This window comes from Streptomyces sp. bgisy130 (genome assembly GCF_057708345.1).
The window spans coordinates 21500-39722 of sequence record NZ_JBYISA010000030.1; the positions used below are offsets into that span (position 1 = coordinate 21500).

General features: G+C 72.1%; 18 protein-coding genes and 1 riboswitch. Of the genes, 9 read left to right on the forward strand and 9 right to left on the reverse strand.

What is annotated here, in order from left to right; translation table 11 throughout:
• Nucleotides 1–14 precede the first annotated feature (14 nt).
• On the forward strand, nt 15–806 hold the full coding sequence (locus AC3EUV_RS29010) for a cobalt-precorrin-6A reductase (protein WP_435604222.1): 792 nt from the start codon (nt 15–17) through the stop codon (nt 804–806).
• 123 nt (nt 807–929) lie between these two features.
• Here the strand turns inward: AC3EUV_RS29010 and AC3EUV_RS29015 are convergent, their stop codons facing one another.
• Nucleotides 930–1142, reverse strand: coding sequence for a hypothetical protein (locus tag AC3EUV_RS29015; RefSeq protein ID WP_432141264.1), 213 nt, complete (start codon nt 1140–1142; stop codon nt 930–932).
• Nucleotides 1143–1503: 361 nt separating this feature from the next.
• Here AC3EUV_RS29015 and AC3EUV_RS29020 point away from each other — a divergent pair, with 361 nt between their 5' ends.
• On the forward strand, nt 1504–1668 hold the full coding sequence (locus AC3EUV_RS29020; RefSeq protein WP_435604223.1) for a hypothetical protein: 165 nt from the start codon (nt 1504–1506) through the stop codon (nt 1666–1668).
• A gap of 9 nt (nt 1669–1677) precedes the next feature.
• On the opposite strand, the gene AC3EUV_RS29025 is transcribed toward AC3EUV_RS29020, so the two are convergent.
• The 4 genes from AC3EUV_RS29025 to AC3EUV_RS29040 form a co-directional block, all read right to left on the reverse strand.
• Complete coding sequence (locus AC3EUV_RS29025; RefSeq protein ID WP_432141262.1) at nt 1678–2448, reverse strand: DUF817 domain-containing protein; 771 nt, start codon at nt 2446–2448, stop codon at nt 1678–1680.
• Nucleotides 2449–2603: 155 nt separating this feature from the next.
• The gene (locus AC3EUV_RS29030) at nt 2604–4283 is read right to left on the reverse strand and encodes a precorrin-2 C(20)-methyltransferase (protein WP_435604224.1); all 1680 of its coding nucleotides are present in this window, start codon (nt 4281–4283) and stop codon (nt 2604–2606) included.
• Nucleotides 4280–4960, reverse strand: a complete 681-nt coding sequence (locus tag AC3EUV_RS29035; protein ID WP_432141260.1) for a precorrin-8X methylmutase — start codon at nt 4958–4960, stop codon at nt 4280–4282. The genes AC3EUV_RS29030 and AC3EUV_RS29035 overlap by 4 nt, the downstream gene beginning before the upstream one ends.
• 60 nt (nt 4961–5020) lie before the next feature.
• Nucleotides 5021–6577 carry a cobalamin biosynthesis protein CobG gene (locus AC3EUV_RS29040; protein WP_435604225.1) on the reverse strand — a complete coding sequence of 519 codons (1557 nt, stop codon included), beginning with the start codon at nt 6575–6577 and terminating at the stop codon, nt 5021–5023.
• 173 nt (nt 6578–6750) lie between these two features.
• Nucleotides 6751–6883: riboswitch (cobalamin riboswitch) on the forward strand.
• 36 nt (nt 6884–6919) lie between these two features.
• Here AC3EUV_RS29040 and cobN point away from each other — a divergent pair.
• Nucleotides 6920–10531 carry a cobaltochelatase subunit CobN gene (gene cobN / locus AC3EUV_RS29045; RefSeq protein WP_432141259.1) on the forward strand — a complete coding sequence of 1204 codons (3612 nt, stop codon included), beginning with the start codon at nt 6920–6922 and terminating at the stop codon, nt 10529–10531.
• 131 nt (nt 10532–10662) lie between these two features.
• Here the strand turns inward: cobN and AC3EUV_RS29050 are convergent, their stop codons facing one another.
• Complete coding sequence (locus AC3EUV_RS29050) at nt 10663–11388, reverse strand: DUF4097 family beta strand repeat-containing protein (RefSeq protein ID WP_435604226.1); 726 nt, start codon at nt 11386–11388, stop codon at nt 10663–10665.
• A gap of 225 nt (nt 11389–11613) precedes the next feature.
• Here AC3EUV_RS29050 and AC3EUV_RS29055 point away from each other — a divergent pair, with 225 nt between their 5' ends.
• A complete protein-coding gene (locus tag AC3EUV_RS29055; RefSeq protein WP_435604227.1) occupies nt 11614–11886 on the forward strand; it encodes a DUF1876 domain-containing protein in 273 nt (90 codons plus the stop codon).
• Between the two features lie 423 nt (nt 11887–12309).
• The gene (locus AC3EUV_RS29060) at nt 12310–12837 is read left to right on the forward strand and encodes a CGNR zinc finger domain-containing protein (RefSeq protein ID WP_432141257.1); all 528 of its coding nucleotides are present in this window, start codon (nt 12310–12312) and stop codon (nt 12835–12837) included.
• 17 nt (nt 12838–12854) lie between these two features.
• On the opposite strand, the gene AC3EUV_RS29065 is transcribed toward AC3EUV_RS29060, so the two are convergent.
• The 3 genes from AC3EUV_RS29065 to AC3EUV_RS29075 all read right to left on the reverse strand — a co-directional run bounded on the left by AC3EUV_RS29065 (nt 12855) and on the right by AC3EUV_RS29075 (nt 15440).
• On the reverse strand, nt 12855–14180 hold the full coding sequence (locus AC3EUV_RS29065; protein ID WP_432141416.1) for an LCP family protein: 1326 nt from the start codon (nt 14178–14180) through the stop codon (nt 12855–12857).
• 336 nt (nt 14181–14516) lie between these two features.
• Nucleotides 14517–14762 (reverse strand): hypothetical protein, encoded by a 246-nt coding sequence (locus AC3EUV_RS29070; RefSeq protein ID WP_432141256.1) that lies wholly within the window; start codon nt 14760–14762, stop codon nt 14517–14519.
• Between the two features lie 309 nt (nt 14763–15071).
• Entirely contained in the window at nt 15072–15440 is a 369-nt protein-coding gene (locus AC3EUV_RS29075) for a BlaI/MecI/CopY family transcriptional regulator (protein ID WP_432141415.1), read from the reverse strand.
• A 296-nt stretch (nt 15441–15736) separates the two neighbouring features.
• On the opposite strand from AC3EUV_RS29075, the gene AC3EUV_RS29080 reads away from it, so the two are divergent.
• The 4 genes from AC3EUV_RS29080 to AC3EUV_RS29095 all read left to right on the forward strand — a co-directional run bounded on the left by AC3EUV_RS29080 (nt 15737) and on the right by AC3EUV_RS29095 (nt 18172).
• A complete protein-coding gene (locus tag AC3EUV_RS29080; RefSeq protein ID WP_432141255.1) occupies nt 15737–16312 on the forward strand; it encodes a TerD family protein in 576 nt (191 codons plus the stop codon).
• A gap of 218 nt (nt 16313–16530) precedes the next feature.
• Nucleotides 16531–16761, forward strand: coding sequence for a hypothetical protein (locus AC3EUV_RS29085; protein WP_432141254.1), 231 nt, complete (start codon nt 16531–16533; stop codon nt 16759–16761).
• Nucleotides 16758–17744 (forward strand): acyl-CoA desaturase, encoded by a 987-nt coding sequence (locus AC3EUV_RS29090; protein ID WP_432141253.1) that lies wholly within the window; start codon nt 16758–16760, stop codon nt 17742–17744. Before AC3EUV_RS29085 ends, AC3EUV_RS29090 begins: the two co-directional genes overlap by 4 nt.
• Entirely contained in the window at nt 17741–18172 is a 432-nt protein-coding gene (locus tag AC3EUV_RS29095) for a DUF5994 family protein (RefSeq protein WP_432141252.1), read from the forward strand. The genes AC3EUV_RS29090 and AC3EUV_RS29095 overlap by 4 nt, the downstream gene beginning before the upstream one ends.
• The last annotated feature ends 51 nt before the right edge of the window (nt 18173–18223 follow it).

The following is an 18223-nucleotide window of genomic DNA, read 5'->3' on the forward strand; positions in this document are numbered from 1 at the left end:
GGAACCCACATCCCATGCCCGACGCAGCCCGCCCGCCACGCCATGTACTGATCCTCGGCGGTACGACGGAGGCCCGCCGCCTGGCCGCCGCCTTGGCGCCGGAGTCCGCCCTGCGCGTGACGACCTCGCTCGCCGGCCGGGTCGCCGCGCCACGGCTGCCCGACGGGGAGGTGCGCATCGGCGGGTTCGGCGGCCCCGAGGGCCTCGCCCGCTGGTTGCGCGAGCACGCGGTGGACGCGCTCATCGACGCCACCCATCCTTTCGCCGACACGATCAGTCACAATGCGGCCCTGGCCGCCGCCACCGCCCATGTTCCCCTGCTCGCCGTCCGCCGGCCCGGCTGGGTGCCGGGACCCGGCGACGACTGGCACCAGGTCACCTCCCTGGACGAGGCCGCCGCCGCCCTCCCCGCCCTCGGCAGCCGCATCTTCCTCACCACGGGCCGGATGGGCCTCGCCCACTTCGCCCACCTCACCGGCCCCTGGTTCCTGGTCCGCTCCGTCGACGCCCCCGAGCCCCCGCACCCGCCCCGTATGGAGGTGCTGCTCGACCGGGGCCCCTTCACGGTGGAGGGCGAGCGCGCACTGCTCCGCGCCCACCGCATCGACGTCCTCGTGACGAAGGACAGTGGCGCCGCCGCGACCGCCGCCAAACTGACGGCGGCCCGGGAGGCCGGGATCCCGGTAGTGGTCGTACGGCGCCCGGCGTTGCCCACCGGCGTACCGGTGGCGGCACATCCGGCCGAAGCCCTGAACTGGCTCCGCGCCCATTACCGCTCCGCTTTCAACGCGGCCGGTTCACACTGATCCGATTGGCTTCCCGCACCCTTTCCACTAACTCTTCCCGCCGCTTTACGGATTCCGCCGGCTCATCCTCCGCACCCGGGTCACGGGCAGCGCCGGATTCCGCCGTCTCCTCGCTCCTGGAACTCACGCCCGCACCGCCTCCGCAAGCCGCCGCGCGCGCTGCGGCGTACCTCGCCCGAGGTCCACCAGCGGCCGCGGGAGGTCCCCCACCAGCGACACCCCGTCCAGAGCCAGGGACGGCAAGGTGATGCCGACCCCCTTCAGTGCCGCCCGCATCTCGTCCCGCGCCTGCTCGGCATCCCTGATCCTCCCGCCCGCCGCAGACCGCTCCGCCATTCCCATTCCTCTTCTTCCTCTTCTCCGTTCGAGTCCTGACTGGCCTGTCAAGGCCCTTTCCCCGTCCTGGAGTTGTCACTCCGTCCCGCTCTCAAAAGGGAGTTGGCGTTGTCGTCGACACGGGCAACAGAGGGGTTCGCCGAATGGTCGAAAACAATTCCGACGAGGACGAGGACGAGGACGAGGGCTCGGCCCGCCGGGTCCTCGCCTGCGAACTCCGCCAGGATGCTCTGCCCAAACCCCCACCATGACGATCCAGGCGCTTTCATAGGTGGCGTGAAGGAGGGGCGGCTCGGCTGACCTGGCCGCTCGGGTACGAGTACGCACCTGTCCCCGAGCGGCGGGAGAAAGGAGCACGACGATGTCCGATACCCATGGCCGTATCTCTGAGGCTGAGCGTGCAGAACACGCGGCAAAGGCGCTCGCGGCGCTGAAGAAGTGGAACGGGTACGCCCCCACCGCGGCACAGCAGCAGGACGTGGACAGTGAGCTCGACCGGCGTCTGGCGCAGGCGACCGGTGGGTGAGCGATGGGCTCACCCGGGGCTCCGCTGCCGCCGGGTTGCCGCCACGATCACGAACGTGACGCTGATCAGGAGTGCCCATGAGCCGAACTTCTCCAAGGGGACCGGCTGCCAGCCGTGGAGTTGGTGCGGGTAGCGCCATGCGCCCAGGTAGGTGGCGATGTTCTCGGCCAGCCACAAGAAGAAGCCGATCAGCGCGAAGGACAGCGCCAGTGGCATGCGGTAGCGCGCCTTTCCCACACTGAACCGCACCGACGTGCCTCCCGTGACCGCGACGAGCAGCGCGGCGAGGGGCCAGCGCAGGTCGGGCAGCCAGTGGTGACTGAAGAAGTTCACATAGATGGCCACGGCCAGGGCGGCGGTGGCGCGGGGGCGGTAGCGGACGAGTTCCAGCTCCATCAGCTGCCATGCGCGGCAGACGTAGCTGCCCACCGCGGCATAGAGGAATCCCCCGTACAGGGGCACACCCGCGAGCTTGAACACCGCGGGCTCCGGATAGCTCCAGGAGCCGAGCGAGACCTTCACCAGCTCGAAGGCCAGCCCGATCGCATGACACACGGCGATGACCAGGACATCCCTGCTGCTTTCCCACCGGCGCAGGCGGAACACCAGCGTGAGCAGCAGTCCGTAGACGAGCAACAGGTCGTACCTGGCCACCGGCAACTGCGGCAGCACGGTGGACAGCGCGACCCCCGCGAGCAGCGCCACGGCGAACGCGCAGCTGCTCGTCTGGAGCCGGGTGAAGATCAGTAGTTGCTGTACGCGGGCCGGATTCGCGTGCATGTCGCGAGAGACGCGTCCCTGACGGGAGGGGTTGCCAGAGGGACGAGAGGGACGGGAGGGGTTGCCGGAGGTGGGCCTCGGCGCCGGGCCCACGGCCTGATGGGGCCCCGGCACCTCTCATGGCGCGAGCCGGGGCCCCTACCTTGCCGGTCGGCTCACCCCTCCGGATACCTCCGCGGTGTCCATACGACCTCTGTCCCGTCATCGCGCCGTACCGCCTGCGTCTGTGACGACCCGACGATCAGGAGCGTCCGCATGTCGACCTGGGTGGGGTCGAGGTCGGCGAGGCGGACCGTGCGCACCGACTCCTCGGGGCCGCCGATGTCGCGGGCGAGGATGACGGGGGTGTCGGGGGCGCGGTGTTCCAGGAGGAGTTCGCGGGTCTTGCCGACCTGCCAGGTGCGGCTGCGGGAGCCGGGGTTGTAGAGGGCGAGGACCAGGTCGGCGCCGGCCGCGGCATGCAGGCGTTCGGCGATGACCTCCCAGGGCTTGAGGCGGTCGGAGAGGGAGATGACCGCGTAGTCGTGGCCGAGCGGGGCACCGGCGCGGGCGGCAGCCGCGTTGGCGGCGGTGACCCCCGGGAGGACCCGTACGGGGATGGCGCGGTAGGGGGAATGGCAGGCGACCTCCAGGACGGCGGTGGCCATCGCGAAGATGCCCGGGTCGCCGCCGGAGACCACGGCCACCCGGCGGCCGCGCCGGGCCAGGTCGAGGGCGAGTTCGGCGCGTTCGGACTCGACCTTGTTGTCGGAGGCGTGGCGGCGCTGTCCGGGACGCAGCGGGACGCGGTCCAGGTAGGTGGTGTAGCCGACGAGGTCCTCGGCGGCGGCCAGGGCGCCACGGGACTCGGGCGTCAGCCAGAGCGGCCCGGCCGGACCGGTGCCTACGACCACGACTTCGCCGGGGTGGGGGGTGGAGTCCGCCTCGGCGGCGCCGGACGGGGCGTCGGTGGTGGTGGCGGCGGTGGTCGTAGCCGGGGCCGTGGTCGTAGCCGAGGCTGAGGCCGGGGCCGGGGCCGTAGTTGTGGCCGCGGCAGGGGCCGTGCCCGTCCCCGCGGCCGTGCCCGTCGCCGTTGCCGTGCCCGCCGGTGGCAGGTCCGCGATGCGGCTCGGCACCACGCTGACGGAGAAGTACGGGACCGTCTCCGCGTCGATGTCCGCGAGCCGCTCCGTGCGCTCGCCGGACATCGTGGCGCGCTCGACGTAGTGGGCCTCCGGGAGACGGCCGGAGCGTTCCATGGCGCGGCGGACGGTGGGGAAGGTGCGGCCCAGTTTCATGACGACGGCGGTGTCGGTCGAGGCCAGGCGGGCGGTCAGTTCCTCCTCCGGGAGCGTGCCGGGGAGGATCGTCAGGACCTCGTCGGCCTCGGCGAGCGGCTTGCCCAGGCGGGCCGCGGCGGCGCTGATGGAGGTGACGCCGGGGATGACCTCGGTCGGATAGCGGTGGGCCAGCCGCTTGTGCATGTGCTGGTAGGAGCCGTAGAAGAGCGGGTCGCCCTCGGAGATGACGGCGACCGTGCGGCCGGCGTCGAGGTGCGCGGCGAGGCGGGCCGCCGCGGTCTCGTAGAACTCGTCCAGTGCGCCCCGGTAGCCGCCGGGGTGATCGGTCGACTCCGTGGTGACCGGGTAGATCAGCGCTTCCTCGATGTGGTCGGCACGGAGATGCTGGGCCGCGATGGAGCGCGCGATGGAGCGTCCGTGCCGGGCGCTGTGGTAGGCGATGACGTCGGCCTCGGCGATGACCTCGACCGCCCGTACCGTCATGAGGGACGGGTCGCCGGGGCCGAGGCCCACACCGTAGAGGCGACCGGTCAGCTGCTGCTCGCTCACGCTCACTCTTCCTCGCTTGCCAGGGCGTTGATCGCGGCGGCGGCCATGGCGCTGCCGCCCCGGCGCCCGCGCACGACGATGTGGTCCAGCTCCGACGGGTGGGCGATCAGCGCGTCCTTGGACTCCGCGGCGCCGATGAAGCCGACGGGTATGCCGATGACGGCGGCGGGGCGGGGCGCGCCCTCCTCGATCATTTCGAGGAACCGGAAGAGGGCGGTGGGGGCGTTGCCGAACGCGACCACGGCGCCTTCCATCCGGTCCCGCCACAGCTCCAGGGCGGCGGCGCTGCGGGTCGTCCCCATCCGGGCGGCCAGGTCCGGCACCGACGGGTCGGCGAGGGTGCACAGCACCTCGTTGTCGGCCGGCAGCCGCTTACGGGTGACGCCGCTGGCCACCATGTTGGCGTCGCAGAGGATCGGCGCACCGGCGCGCAGCGCCTCGCGGGCGCGGGCCACCACCTCGGGGGTGAAGGCGAGATCGCGTACCAGGTCGACCATGCCGCAGGCGTGGATCATCCGGACCGCGACCCGGCTGACGTCGGCGGGCAGGCCGGCGAGGTCCGCCTCGGCGCGGATGGTGGCGAAGGACTGGCGATAGATCGCCGCACCGTCCTTCTCGTAGTCGAACGCGGTCACTGTGGCCTCGGGGTTGTCGGGTACGGGACGGTTCTGGCGGTGGGGCATGGCGCTGTGGGTCGGGGGTGGTTCATGGGGTGGGACGTGGAGCTGTGTGTTGGAGGTGGTTCATGAGGTGGGGCGGGGGGCTGCGGGGGGTGCAGGTGCCGCCGGGGCGGGCGGGGTCTTCGGCGGGACGACCGATACCCGGTAGCCGTCCGCCGTCGCCAGCACATCGACCCAGGCACCGTGCGGGTGCCCACACCGCCGCTCACAGCCGGACCAGTACACGGGGAGGTGGTGACGGGGGGCCGGGTTGTCCGGTCCCGGTCCCGGTCCCCGTCCTGCTCCGGGCCCTGGTCCTGGCGCTGGCGTGGGCCCCGGCCCCGGCCCCGGTTCGCCGGGGAGGCGGGGGACGGCGTCGGAGCAGGTGTCAGGGCTGGATACCGATACGGGGACGGGCGTGCCCGCCATGACCGCGGCCGTTGCATCGCCCCGTACGTCGGTACGGGACTTGGCGCAGCCGGGGCGGCCGGTGCAGGCGCCGATGCGATGCCAGGGGGAGTCCGGGTCGGTGATCAGCCCGGCGGCGGCCAGTTCACGCAGGCGGACGGACGCCACGTCGGCGGACAGCCCCGGGATCACGATGCCGCGCCAGGGGGTGAGCCGGAGGGCGCCCTCCCCGTCCGCCGCGGCGACGCCGGCCAGCAGCCGCCACTGCGCGACGGACAGCCTCCCGAGCGGCGCAAGAACGGAGAGCGCGCGGACGCCGCCGCGACCCTCGACGATGCCGGGGGCGGAGGAGTCGGAGTAGGGGACGGGGGCGGGGTACGGCGCGGGGGCCACCTCCGCCCCTCCAGCCACGTCCATAGCCCCAGCCACAAACGCACACCCAATCCCCGCCCCCCGCAGCCGCTCCGCGACGCCCCGGGCCGTCAGGCCGTGGCCGGGGGGGAGTTCACGTACCCGCCAGGCGCCGCTGCCGCTTGCCTCGGCGGCGGCGAGGAATGCCTCGGCGGCGGTGAGGGCGGCGCGTGGGGCGTCGGGGCCGGCGATGCGCAGGGCCGTCGGGCCGTCGCCGATCCGCAGCAGGGCACTGCCGGTGGGCCGGGCCGGGTGTGCGGTCCCGGACTGGTCCGCGTGGTCCGCCGGTGCCTCGGTCCCGGCCGGTTCTGCGACCAAGCTCACATCGCCGCCGAGCGCCGCCACATCGACCCGGCCGTCGTCCAGGACGAAGAGGAAGCGGCCCGACAGCGCGGTCACGGACTCGCTCGTGCAGAGCAGTCCGTCCAGGTCACGGGCCCACAACCGCACGTCAGAAGGGGTGTGCCGGTCCAGTCCGGCCAGGGGGGAGGCGAGGATGTTGCGGATGCGTTCGTGGCGCTCGGAGGGCAGCAGACCGGCGTCGCGCAGCAGGGCGGCGAGCCGGCCGCCGCAGTCGTCCGGGAGGCCGCGGAGTTCCGCGTTGCCGCGGGAGGTGAGGGAGAGATGGCCGTCCCCGAGCCGGTCCGCGGCGTCGGCCAGCGCCTCGGCCTGACGCACCGTCAAGTCTCCGGCGGGCAGCCGCACTCGGGCGAGGTGGCCGTCGGCGGCGGAGTGCAGCCGCAGCGCTCCCGGGCAGGCGTCACCGCGGTCCCGTATGGGCGGTTCGGACCCGTGGGGCCGTGTCGAGGGGGAGGGCGGCATGGCCGCGAGCATACCCACGGAGGTGGGTGGCCCATCCGGGCCGGATCCGGCCAAGCTCGCGGCCCGGATCCGCGTGCGGAGCCGCGCGCCCCGTACCGATACGGCAGGTTCGGAGGCCCGCTTACCTCGCTCGGCCGCAGCCCTTACTATGCAGGTCGGTGGGTCGGCTGGCCCGCCGACGCCAGCGACGGCGCAGGGCCTTACGGCCCCAGGGAGGAAGCCCGGTGTGAATCCGGCGCGGTCCCGCCACTGTGAACCCGGCAACTGCCGGGTGAGCCAGGAACTCCCGCCGTCCATACGACCACCCGGGGCGCGGATACCCCGAGGAAGGCCTGCGCTCGCATGCTTCTGCTGCTGTCGACCTCCGACACCGACCTGCTCAGCGCCCGCGCGGCCACGGGTCCCGTGCCGTATCGGCTCGCCAACCCCGCCCGCCTCGACGTCGCCGAACTCCCCGCGCTGCTGGAGGGCACCGACCTCGTCGTCGTACGTCTCCTCGGCGGCATCCGCGCCTGGGAGGAGGGCCTGGAGGTGCTGCTCGCCGAGGACCAGCACCGGCCGGTCGTCGTACTCACCGGTGAACAGGCCCCCGACGCCCAGCTCATGGAGCAGTCCACGGTCCCGGTCGGCATCGCGGCCGAGGCGCACGCCTATCTCGCGCACGGCGGTCCCGCCAACCTCGACCAGCTCGCCCGCTTCCTCTCCGACACGGTGCTGCTGACCGGCCATGGCTTCGAGCCGCCTGAGCCCGCCCCGTCCTGGGGACCGCTGGACTGGGAGGGACGCAACGAGAGCGGCCCGCTGGTCGCCGTGCTCTACTACCGCGCCCACCACATGAGCGGCAACACCGCTTTCGTACGGACCCTGTGCGAGCAGATCGAGGCGGCCGGCGGGCGTGCCCGGCCGCTGTTCGTGGCCTCCCTCCGCGCCCCCGAGCCGGAGCTGATCGAGGCGCTGGGGAGCGCCGACGCCCTGGTCACCACGGTCCTCGCGGCGGGCGGCAGCAAGCCCGCCGAGGCCTCCGCGGGCGGCGACGACGAAGCCTGGGACGCGGGCGCGCTGGCCGCCCTGGACGTGCCGATCCTTCAGGCCCTGTGCCTGACCGGGCCGCGCAGCGCCTGGGAGGAGAACGACGAGGGGCTCTCGCCGCTGGACGCCGCCTCGCAGATCGCGGTCCCCGAGTTCGACGGCCGGCTGATCACCGTCCCGTTCTCCTTCAAGGAGGTCGACGAGGACGGACTGCCGGTCTACGTCGCCGACCCCGAGCGCGCCGCCCGGGTCGCCGGGATCGCCGTCCGGCACGCCCGGCTGCGCCACATCCCGGCCGCGGAGAAGCGCCTCGCGCTGGTGCTGTCCGCCTACCCGACCAAGCACTCCCGCATCGGCAACGCGGTCGGGCTGGACACCCCGGCCAGTGCCGTGGCCCTGCTGCGCCGCCTCCGGGCGGACGGCTACGACTTCGGTGACGAGACCGCCGAGCCGGTCCCGGGCCTGGAGTCCGGCGACGGTGACGAGCTGATCTACGCCCTCATCGAGGCCGGCGGCCATGACCAGGAGTGGCTCACCGAGGAACAGCTCGCCCGTAACCCGGTCCGCATTCCGGCCGCCGACTACAAGCGCTGGTACGCCACGCTGCCGCAGGAACTCCGGGACTCCGTCGAGCAGCACTGGGGGCCGCCGCCCGGCGAGATGTTCGTCGACCGCAGCCGGAACCCCGACGGCGACATCGTGCTGGCCGCGCTGCGCCGCGGCAATCTCCTGATTCTGATCCAGCCGCCGCGCGGCTTCGGCGAGAACCCGATCGCGATCTACCACGACCCCGATCTGCCGCCCTCGCACCACTACTTGGCGGCCTACCGCTGGATCGCGGCCTCCGCCGACGACGGCGGTTTTGGCGCGGACGCCATGGTCCACCTCGGTAAGCACGGCAACCTGGAGTGGCTGCCCGGCAAGAACGCGGGCCTGTCCGCGGCCTGCGGCCCGGACGCCGCCCTCGGTGATCTGCCGCTCGTCTACCCCTTCCTGGTCAACGACCCCGGCGAGGGCACCCAGGCCAAGCGCCGGGTGCACGCCACCCTCGTCGACCACCTCGTCCCGCCGATGGCCCGCGCCGAGTCCTACGGCGACATCGCGCGCCTGGAGCAGCTCCTTGATGAGTACGCGGCCATCTCCGCGATGGACCCGGCCAAGCTGCCCGCGATCCGCGCCCAGATCTGGACGCTGATCCAGGCCGCCAAGCTCGACCACGACCTGGGGATGGACGAACGCCCCGACGACGACGGCTTCGACGACTTCCTGCTGCATGTCGACGGCTGGCTGTGCGAGGTCAAGGACGCCCAGATCCGCGACGGACTCCATGTGCTGGGCGGCGCGCCGGCCGGCGAGGCACGGGTCAACCTCGTGCTGTCCATCCTGCGCGCCCGCCAGATCTGGGGCGGTACGTCCGCCCTGCCCGGTCTGCGGGAGGCGCTCGGACTGGACGAGTCCGCGGCCACCCGCACGACCGCCGACGAGGCGGAGGCCACCGCCCGCGCCCTCGTACAGGCGATGGAGGACGCGGACTGGGACCCGGCAGCGGTGGCCAGGACCGCCGAGGGGCACCCGGCCGCGGTCGCCGACATCCTCGACTTCGCCGCCCGTCAGGTCGTCCCGCGCCTCGCCGCCACCACCGACGAGATCGACCACGCCGTGCACGCCCTCAACGGCGGCTTCGTCCCGGCCGGGCCCTCCGGATCCCCGCTCCGCGGCCTGGTCAACGTGCTGCCGACGGGCCGGAACTTCTACTCCGTCGACCCCAAGGCCGTGCCCTCCCGCCTTGCCTGGGAGACCGGCCAGGCCCTCGCCGACTCCCTGCTGACGCGCTACCGCGACGACAACGGCGACTGGCCGCAGTCCGTCGGCCTGTCGCTGTGGGGCACCAGCGCCATGCGGACCTCCGGCGACGACGTGGCCGAGGCGCTGGCGCTGCTGGGTGTCCGCCCCGTCTGGGACGACGCCTCGCGCCGGGTCAACGGGCTGGAGCCGATCCCGCTCGCCGAGCTCGGCCGCCCCCGTGTCGATGTCACGCTGCGCATCTCCGGCTTCTTCCGGGACGCCTTCCCGCACGTCATCGGCCTGCTCGATGACGCCGTACGGCTCGCCGCCGGACTGGACGAGCCGGCCGCGGAGAACTTCGTCCGCGCCCACACCCAGGCCGACCTCGCCGACCACGGCGACGAGCGCCGCGCCACCACCCGCATCTTCGGCTCCCGCCCGGGGACGTACGGCGCTGGCCTGCTCCAGCTGATCGACTCCCGTGACTGGCGCACCGACGCCGACCTGGCCGAGGTCTACACGGTCTGGGGCGGCTACGCCTACGGCCGCGGGCTGGAGGGCCGGCCGGCCCGCTCCGAGATGGAGACCGCCTACAAGCGCATCGCGGTCGCCGCCAAGAACACCGACACCCGCGAGCACGACATCGCGGACTCCGACGACTACTTCCAGTACCACGGCGGCATGGTCGCCACCGTCAAGGCGCTCAAGGGCAAGGCGCCCGAGGCGTACATCGGTGACTCCACCCGCCCGGAGACGGTCCGCACCCGCACCCTGGTCGAGGAGACCTCCCGGGTCTTCCGTGCCCGGGTGGTCAACCCCCGCTGGATCGAGGCGATGCGCCGCCACGGCTACAAGGGCGCCTTTGAACTCGCGGCCACTGTGGACTACTTGTTCGGCTACGACGCCACCACGGGCGTGGTCGCCGACTGGATGTACGACAAGCTCGCCCAGACCTACGTCCTCGACCCCGAGAACCGGGCCTTCCTGGAGGAGGCCAACCCCTGGGCCCTGCACGGGATCGCCGAACGCCTCCTGGAGGCGGAATCCCGCGGCATGTGGGAGAAGCCGGACGCCGAGACGCTGGCGGCGCTGCGCCAGGCATTCCTGGAGACCGAAGGGGAGCTGGAGGGCGAGGACTGACCCACCGCGGGGCGGGCCGGCCGTGGCCCGCCCCGGCGGAAGGCCGCGGCCGACCACGACGAGAGGCTGCGGCCGGATCCCGGCAGCTGACCGGGGCGCGGGCCGGCCGTCGGCCCGGACCGCCGGCTCCGTCAGGCGGCCTTCGCGGTGATGTCCCCGTTGCTGGTGGTCAGCTCCAGGCGGTAGCGGGCCGCCGGGTCCTGGGCGATGCCTATGTGCTCCTCCCCGTTGTTGGTCTCGGCGGCGACGCGGTACGGGCCCTTCGGCAGTTGCAGTCGGATGGCGCCGTTGGAGGTCTTCGCGCGGACGTTCTGCGCGGTGGTGGGGGTGAGGTCGATATCCCCGTTGGACGACTCGGCCGCGATCCCCGCGCCCGACAGCCCGCGTCCGGTGATCCGGCCATTGGTGGTCCGGGCATCGACCGCGCCGCTCACCCCGTCCAGCTGGATGTCCCCTGAGCTGGTGGTCATCTTCACCGGGCCCACCTTGGCCAGCTCCACCGAACCGGACGAGGTCTCCCCGCTCACCGGGACACCGGCCGGCAGCTCGACCGTGTAGTCCACGGTGCAGCTGCGGCCGCAGCCGGAGAGCACCAGCACCCCGTTCTCGACGCGGTGGGTGGCGCCCTGCGGACGGTCGCCGTGGTACGAGACCGCGCGGTGCACCGAGACCGTGCCGCCACCCTTGCCGCCGTGCACCGTGAGGCCGCCCGAGCCGGTGTCCAGCCGGACGGACGTGATCTTCTTCGAGACCGTGGCGTCGTCCTTGAAGGTCTTCCCGGGCAGCAGCCCACAGGCGCTGAGGCCGATTGCCCCGATGCCGGCCAACGCGACGACGCCGATGAATCGGACCCGCATACGCATGAACTCCCCCGGAAAAAGTCGCTGGTTGGCGAGGTGCGGGCCCGTGCCCCGCAAGCTCCCCCGCTGTTTCGAGGCTATGGCCGCGACCGCGCCCGGACCATGAGGAAAACCCCCGGATCTAGGTGGTGTGAGCCCCAGGTGCGACCCACGGGTGGCGGTGCGACGATTTTTGTGGGGGCGGTTCCTGTGCTGCTCAACGGGTGGACGAGGAGGCTTCCGGTGACTGCCACGAAGACATGGAACGCCGAGATCAGCATCACCGAGACCGACAGCGAGGTCAGAGCCGAGGCCAGGCTGCGTGGCAAGGAAGGCGGGCAGATGGTCGGCCAGGGAGCGGCTCGCTGCAATCCCGAAGACGAGAACGTCCCGGCCATCGGCGACGAGCTGGCGGTGGCACGGGCGATGTCGGACCTCAGCCATCAGCTGCTCCAGCGGGCCGCGCACGACATCGAAGTGCACACGGCCCGGCCGGTGGAACGGCTGCGCGCCTGAGGCCCCGGCACACCGGGCGCAGGCCGGACAGTCACGGCCGGCGCTCCGTCGGCATGCCGTGACGCACCCGGTGACGTACCCCGGTGCCGTACCCCCTGCCGGCAGAGCCCGGCGCCCGCCGCTCACCGCCCGCCCGCTCTTGTAATGGTTGAATGTATTTAATCCATGACCGCACGCTGGCGGACATGGCACGAATCCCAGATGAGCAGTGCGAACCGTGGTGGTGTCCCGTATGCGGACTGTCCTCCGAATCCTGCCGACCGATATCCGAACACCTCACGTCCGAGGGAATGGTGCGGTACCTGTGGTGCCACACCGCTGGATGGCTCATCGCTTGCTCCGACGTTCAGCTGATCCATGTGAGCCCGGAGGGAAAGCACCACACCGCGGACGGTGGGGTTCTGTAACGCCCGGGAAGGTCCCGTGAAGCAGAATCACTACGGCCGTCTCGGGGCCGTGCTGTCGGCCGATCTGATCAATCTGCCCGAAATGAGCGCGGCAAGCGTGCGGCGCTTGCTGGAGGCGCATGAGATCCGCCGCCCGGCAGTCGGCGCTGCCGATGTGGACGGCTTTCGAGACTGGCGGGACCAACTGGCCCGCGTTTTCGGTTCCACCGATGCCGCCGAGCAGTGCTCAGCCGTGAACGACCTGCTGGTGGCGGCGACCATCCGTCCCTGGGTGACCACCCATGACGGTCTCCAGCCCCATCTTCACTTCGTCCCCGACTCGGCCGACGTGGTCTCCAGGGTCAAGGCGGTCACCGCCGGCGGCCTTGCCTTCGTCCTGTGCTGGGAAGGGGGAGCAAGGCTCGGGCGATGCCTGCGCGCCGAGTGCTCCCGCGCCTATGTGGACACGTCCAGGAACGGGCGGCGGCGGTACTGCACGGCACGCTGCGGGAACACCGAAGCGGTGATGCGCCACCGTTCCCGGCAGCCGGGCGGCAAGCGTTAGCGGCCATTTGAATCTCTCTAATTGCCCGCCGCGAAGTCCGGCCCGATCGTCAGCGTCACCGCGCCCGGAGCCGCGTCGGCCGATTCCTTCGCCTTGATACCGGGGAAGCGGCCGGTGAGGACCGCGCTCCGGTCCTTGAGGGCGGCCGGGTAGGTGAGCGTGGTCCTGTCCGTCGCCGGGGCGTTGCCGGTGGCGATGACCGTGAAGCCGAACTTGCGCAGCTGCTCGGCGGCGGCCGCCGCCCGGCCGGGGGTGCCGGTGCCGTTGAGCACCCGGACCTGCACGGAACGGGCGGTCACCGGATTCTTGGCGGCCTCGGCGAGCTTCTTCTTCCCGGCGGCGCCGATCTCCCGGTCGTGCGCGAGATCGCTGAACAGCCCGCCGGCCTGCGGGTATTGCCAGACGACATTGGCCTTGTCGGTGGGGACGTCGGCCTCGCGGGAGTAGTTGGGGACGGTCAGGAAGGTGAGGCGGTCGCTGGGGATGTCCTTGACCGTCGCGGCCAGGTCGTACAGCGGCTTGAGGCCGGCCAGGTCCTTGTCGGTGGTGATGGACTCGGTGGCCGCCTTGAGGAAGTCGTAAAGCTCGCCGGGGCTGGTGAGCTTGGACTGGGCCTTGGCGCCGAGCGCCTTCATGAACTCCTGCTGGCGGCCGATGCGGCCGAGGTCGGAGCCGTCGCCGACGCTGTAGCGGGTGCGGACGTAGCCGAGCGCCTTCTCGTCCCGGACGTTCTGGCAGCCCGCCTCCATGTCGAGGTGGGCCTTCTTGTCGTGGATGGCGTGTTCGGGGCAGACCTCTATGCCGCCCAGGGCGTTGACCATCCCCTTGAAGCCCTGGAAGTCGACCGAGGTGAAGTGGTCGATCCGCAGCCCGGTGTTTTTCTCGACGGTCTTGATGGTGCAGGCCGCGGCCTTGCGGATATCGCCGGAGTCACCGCCGATCGAGAAGGCTTCGTTGATCTTGAAGTGGTGGGGCGACGACTTCGCACCGTTGCCGCGGGTGCAGGCGGGGATCTGTACCCAGGAGTCCCGTGGGAAGGACACCGCGGTGGCCCACTTACGGTTGGCGGCGATGTGCAGCACCATCAGTGTGTCCGACTGCATGGTGGTCAGGTTCTTGCCGTATTTGGCGTTGGCGCCCGCGCGGCTGTCGGAGCCGACGACCAGGACGTTCTTGGAGCCGGGGCTGAGGTTGGCCGGCCGGTCGCCGTCGACGCCGATGTCCACACCGCGGATGTTGCCGTCCAGCTCCTGGTAGACCCAGGCCCCGACGCCGGCCGTGGCGAGCACCAGGACGCCGAGCACCCCGCCGGTCCAGGCGAGGATGCGGCCCCGCCGGGTGATCCGGAGCGTGCCCGTCCGGCCTGCCTTACGGGAGCCCTCCCCGGCCCGGCGGTCGGAGCCGGAGGGCTTACGGCGCCCGCCGGGGCCGGATGCGCGGGAGCCGCCGGGCGCGCGGGAGTCGCCGCCGGTGGGCGAGGACGAGCCGGGTGCGCCGTCGGCGCCCCGTCGGGCCTTCTGCTGGTGCGTCTGCCTGTCATGCACGCCGATGGCCCTTCTGGTCCTTCTGATGCTGGTGATGCGGGCGGTGCGGTACGGAGGTGGGGGTGATCCCGTCCATGGCCCCGGCTCCGGCTCCGGCGGTCGGCGGGACCGGCGGTGTCGGCGGGGCGTGGCGGATCAGATACCGGCGCTGGGCAGCAGCAGGATGAACTCGGGGTCGTAACGCCGCCACTGCGGACACGCGCCGGGCAGGGTGCGCAGCCGGCACCACAGCTCGCCCGCGCCGTCCGTCCACCAGGCGTTGATCCGGCCCAACGTCCATCTGCCGTCCGGGTATTGGACCTCCACCGGCTGATAGACCCATCGCACCTCCGCCTCTGGAGGCGGGCAGTCCCTGGTCAGGAGTCCGCACCTCGTCGCCATCTCCCCCTCCGGCCACGCCTGTTGCGTATGTGTGCGCACTCTACCGGCGACGTCTACAGCCTTGTAGAAGTTGTCCGATGTGGAGCGTGCACGGTCCGGTGGGCCGTGTCCGGCCCGGTGAGGTCAGGGATCAGTGTGCACTCAGAGCGGCGTTGCCGCCTTCAGAACGACGAACAGCGCAACCGCGGCGTTGAGCAGGGAGGGTGCGGAGGCGACCGCGGAACGCAGCGGCAGCAGCAGCGGGTTGACGCAGTCGGCCAGACGTACGACGAGCAGCGAACGTGGTGACGGCAGTTCAGATGTGCCCGCTCATGGCGTCGCCGGATCGTCGGCCGGGGCGGGGCCGTCGGCCGTGGCGCGGTCGAGGAGCGCCCGCAGCACCTGCTCGTCGTGCGCGGACAGTGCGGAGACAAAGCTGGTCAGTACGGCGTCCCGGTCCGGTTCGCCGTCCAGTACGCGGCGCATCCGCAGCGCCGCGAGACCGGCCTTGTCGGCAGCCGGGATCCAGACGTACGCACGGCCGGACCGCTCACGGGTGACGGCCTGTTTGGCGTGCAGTCGGGACAGGATCGTCATCACGGTGGTGTACGCGAGGTCGCCGCCGAGCCGTTCCTGTACCCAGGCGGCGGTGGCCGGGCCCGATGCCTCGTGCAGCGCGGCGAGCACCTGGGCCTCCAGCTGGCCCTGGCCGCGCCGGCGGGCGCGCTCCCGTCCGGAGCCGTCGCCTTCCTCCGGTCCAGGGGTTGCCGCACCGTCCGGCGCCTTCCCGAAGGACTTCCCGCCCACTGTCGTCGCCTCCCGTCGCGCCGGGTGTCCCGCCGCCCGGGACGTCCGGGCATCTTACTGAGTGGCCGAATCCGGGCGGTGGTTCGTCCGGGTCCGGAGCCTGCGGCGTCGATCCCCGGCGCTTTACTTCTACACTCCCGTAGATTTTGAGGCTCACCCGGAACGCAGGCAACACCTGGAGGGAAGCCATGGGAGTCTCGCTGGGCAAGGGCGGCAACGTCTCCTTGTCGAAGGAAGCACCCGGACTGACCGCGGTCACGGTCGGCCTCGGCTGGGACGTCCGCACGACCACGGGCGCGGACTACGACCTGGACGCCAGCGCGCTGCTGTGCACCGAGGCGGGCAAGGTCGCCTCGGACGCGCACTTCGTCTTCTACAACAACCTCACCAGCCCCGACGGCTCGGTGCAGCACACCGGCGACAACCTGACCGGCGAGGGCGAGGGGGACGACGAGTCCATCGACGTCACGCTGTCGGGAGTGCCCGCCGAGATCACGAAGATCGTCTTTCCGGTCTCCATCCACGAGGCGGAGGGCCGGGGGCAGAGTTTCGGCCAGGTCCGCAATGCGTTCATCCGCGTGGTCAACCAGGCGGACGGGGTGGAGCTGGCCCGCTACGACCTGAGCGAGGACGCCTCGGCCGAGACGGCGATGGTCTTCGGTGAGCTCTACCGGCACGACGGGGAGTGGAAGTTCCGCGCGGTGGGCCAGGGCTATGCGTCCGGCCTGGCCGGCATCGCGACGGACTTCGGCGTCAACGTCTGAGGCGGGACCTCCGGCCCCGGCCCGGCCCACGGCGAGCGCTGTCTACAACCTTGTAGAAGATGCCTGGCCGCGGCCTCCTCGCCGGTGAGTGCCGGGCTATCGGCACCTATAAGGGGATTTGCCCGGCCGGTGCGGGGTACCGTGAAGACACCAAGGGACTCGGGGACCACAACACCGGGCGCGTCGCTGCTGCGGCCCGCCCGAGTGAGGTGAGCACCATGCAGACTCTGTGGACCGTGGTGGTGCTGCTGGCGCTGGTGGCGCTGGGAGCGCTGTTCATCGCCCGGGTCAATGCCCAGGGGGCCGGGCGGATGCAGACCCATCGGTACGCGGACTGGAAGCAGTCCGTACGGCAGCGGATGCACAAGCGGCCGCATGACGCGGCCGGCTCCGAAGCGCCGGCGACCGGCCCACCGCCGCCCTCGGGCAAGGCGGGAAACGACCTGTGACGTCCACCGCCCGCTCCGTCCCGTCGGCCCAGGACTACGACGGGACCTCCCCGTTCCCTGACGACGGCACCGAGTCCCCGCCGAGCAGCGGCCGGCGGATGTACGTCACCGTGACCGGCATCATCGTCGTCGCCCCGTTCGTCGGCCTGGCCGTCGGGATCCCACTCCTCTGGGGCAGCGTCGTCGGCCCCACCGACCTCGTGCTGCTGGCCGTCTTCTACGTCATCAGTGGTCTCGGCGTCACCATCGGCTTCCACCGCGGCCTCACCCACGGCAGCTACACGGCCGCACCCGCGCTGCGTATCGCGCTCGCCCTCGCCGGCTCCCTCAGCTTCCAGGGCGATGTCATCGACTGGGTCGCCACCCACCGCCGCCACCACGCCTACACCGACCGCCCCGGCGATCCGCACTCCCCCTACCGCTACGGCACCAGCCTGCGCGGTCAGCTGCGCGGACTGGTCCACTCGCACATCGGCTGGCTCTTCGGCGACGACCCCACCTCGCACCGCCGCTTCGCGCCCGATCTGCTCGCCGACCGGGGCATCCGCGCGGTGGACCGGGCGTTCCCCGTGCTGTGTCTGCTCACGCTCGGCCTGCCGTTCGCGCTGGGCTGGGCGCTCGGCGGCTCCTGGGTCACCGCGCTGACCGCCCTGCTGTGGGCCGGGTTCATCCGGATCGCGCTGCTGCACCACGTCACCTGGAGCGTCAATTCGCTCTGTCACCTCATCGGCGAGCGGCCCTTCCGCACCCGGCGCCATGACCGGGCGACCAATCTGTGGCCGCTGGCCCTGCTGTCGTTCGGCGAGAGCTGGCACAACCTGCACCACGCCGACCCGACCTGCGCCCGGCACGGTGTCGACCGGGGCCAGGTCGATGTGTCCGCCGCCGTCATCCGGCTCTTCGAGCGTCTCGGCTGGGTCCGGGACGTGCGCTGGCCCGATCCTGAACGGGTGGCGGCCCGCCGCCTCAGGAGCACCGCATGACCACCGCCGGGGACCCTCCCCACCCCGCCCACACCCAGCACCACGAGCCACCGCCCGTCGCCCGCCTGACCATCGCGCCCCACACCGATACGGCCCGGCGCCTGGACGGGCTCTGGTGGCCGCACTCCACGGACCTGCTGGCCGAACTCCCCGAGCTGCTGACCGCGTTGCCCTTCGACTGGCCGCGGATCACCCATGCCACGGTGAACGGCGCCGGCTGGTCCGCGCTCCCCTCCCACACCCTCGTCGCCGGCCACGTCGTCCGCCTCCGCAGAACCACCGGCCGCCCCGGCCCGGACACCATCTGCCTGGTCTCCTCCGGCCACGGCCGCTGGGACCTGCTGATCATCCCGCCCACCACGCCTGAGCCCGAGGCCGTCCGCATGATGGCGGAGATGGCCCGCACGGGGGAGCCGACACCGGCCTGAGGCGGAGACGCGGCGAGCGGGGAACGGCTCCGGGAGCCGCCAACTCGCCCC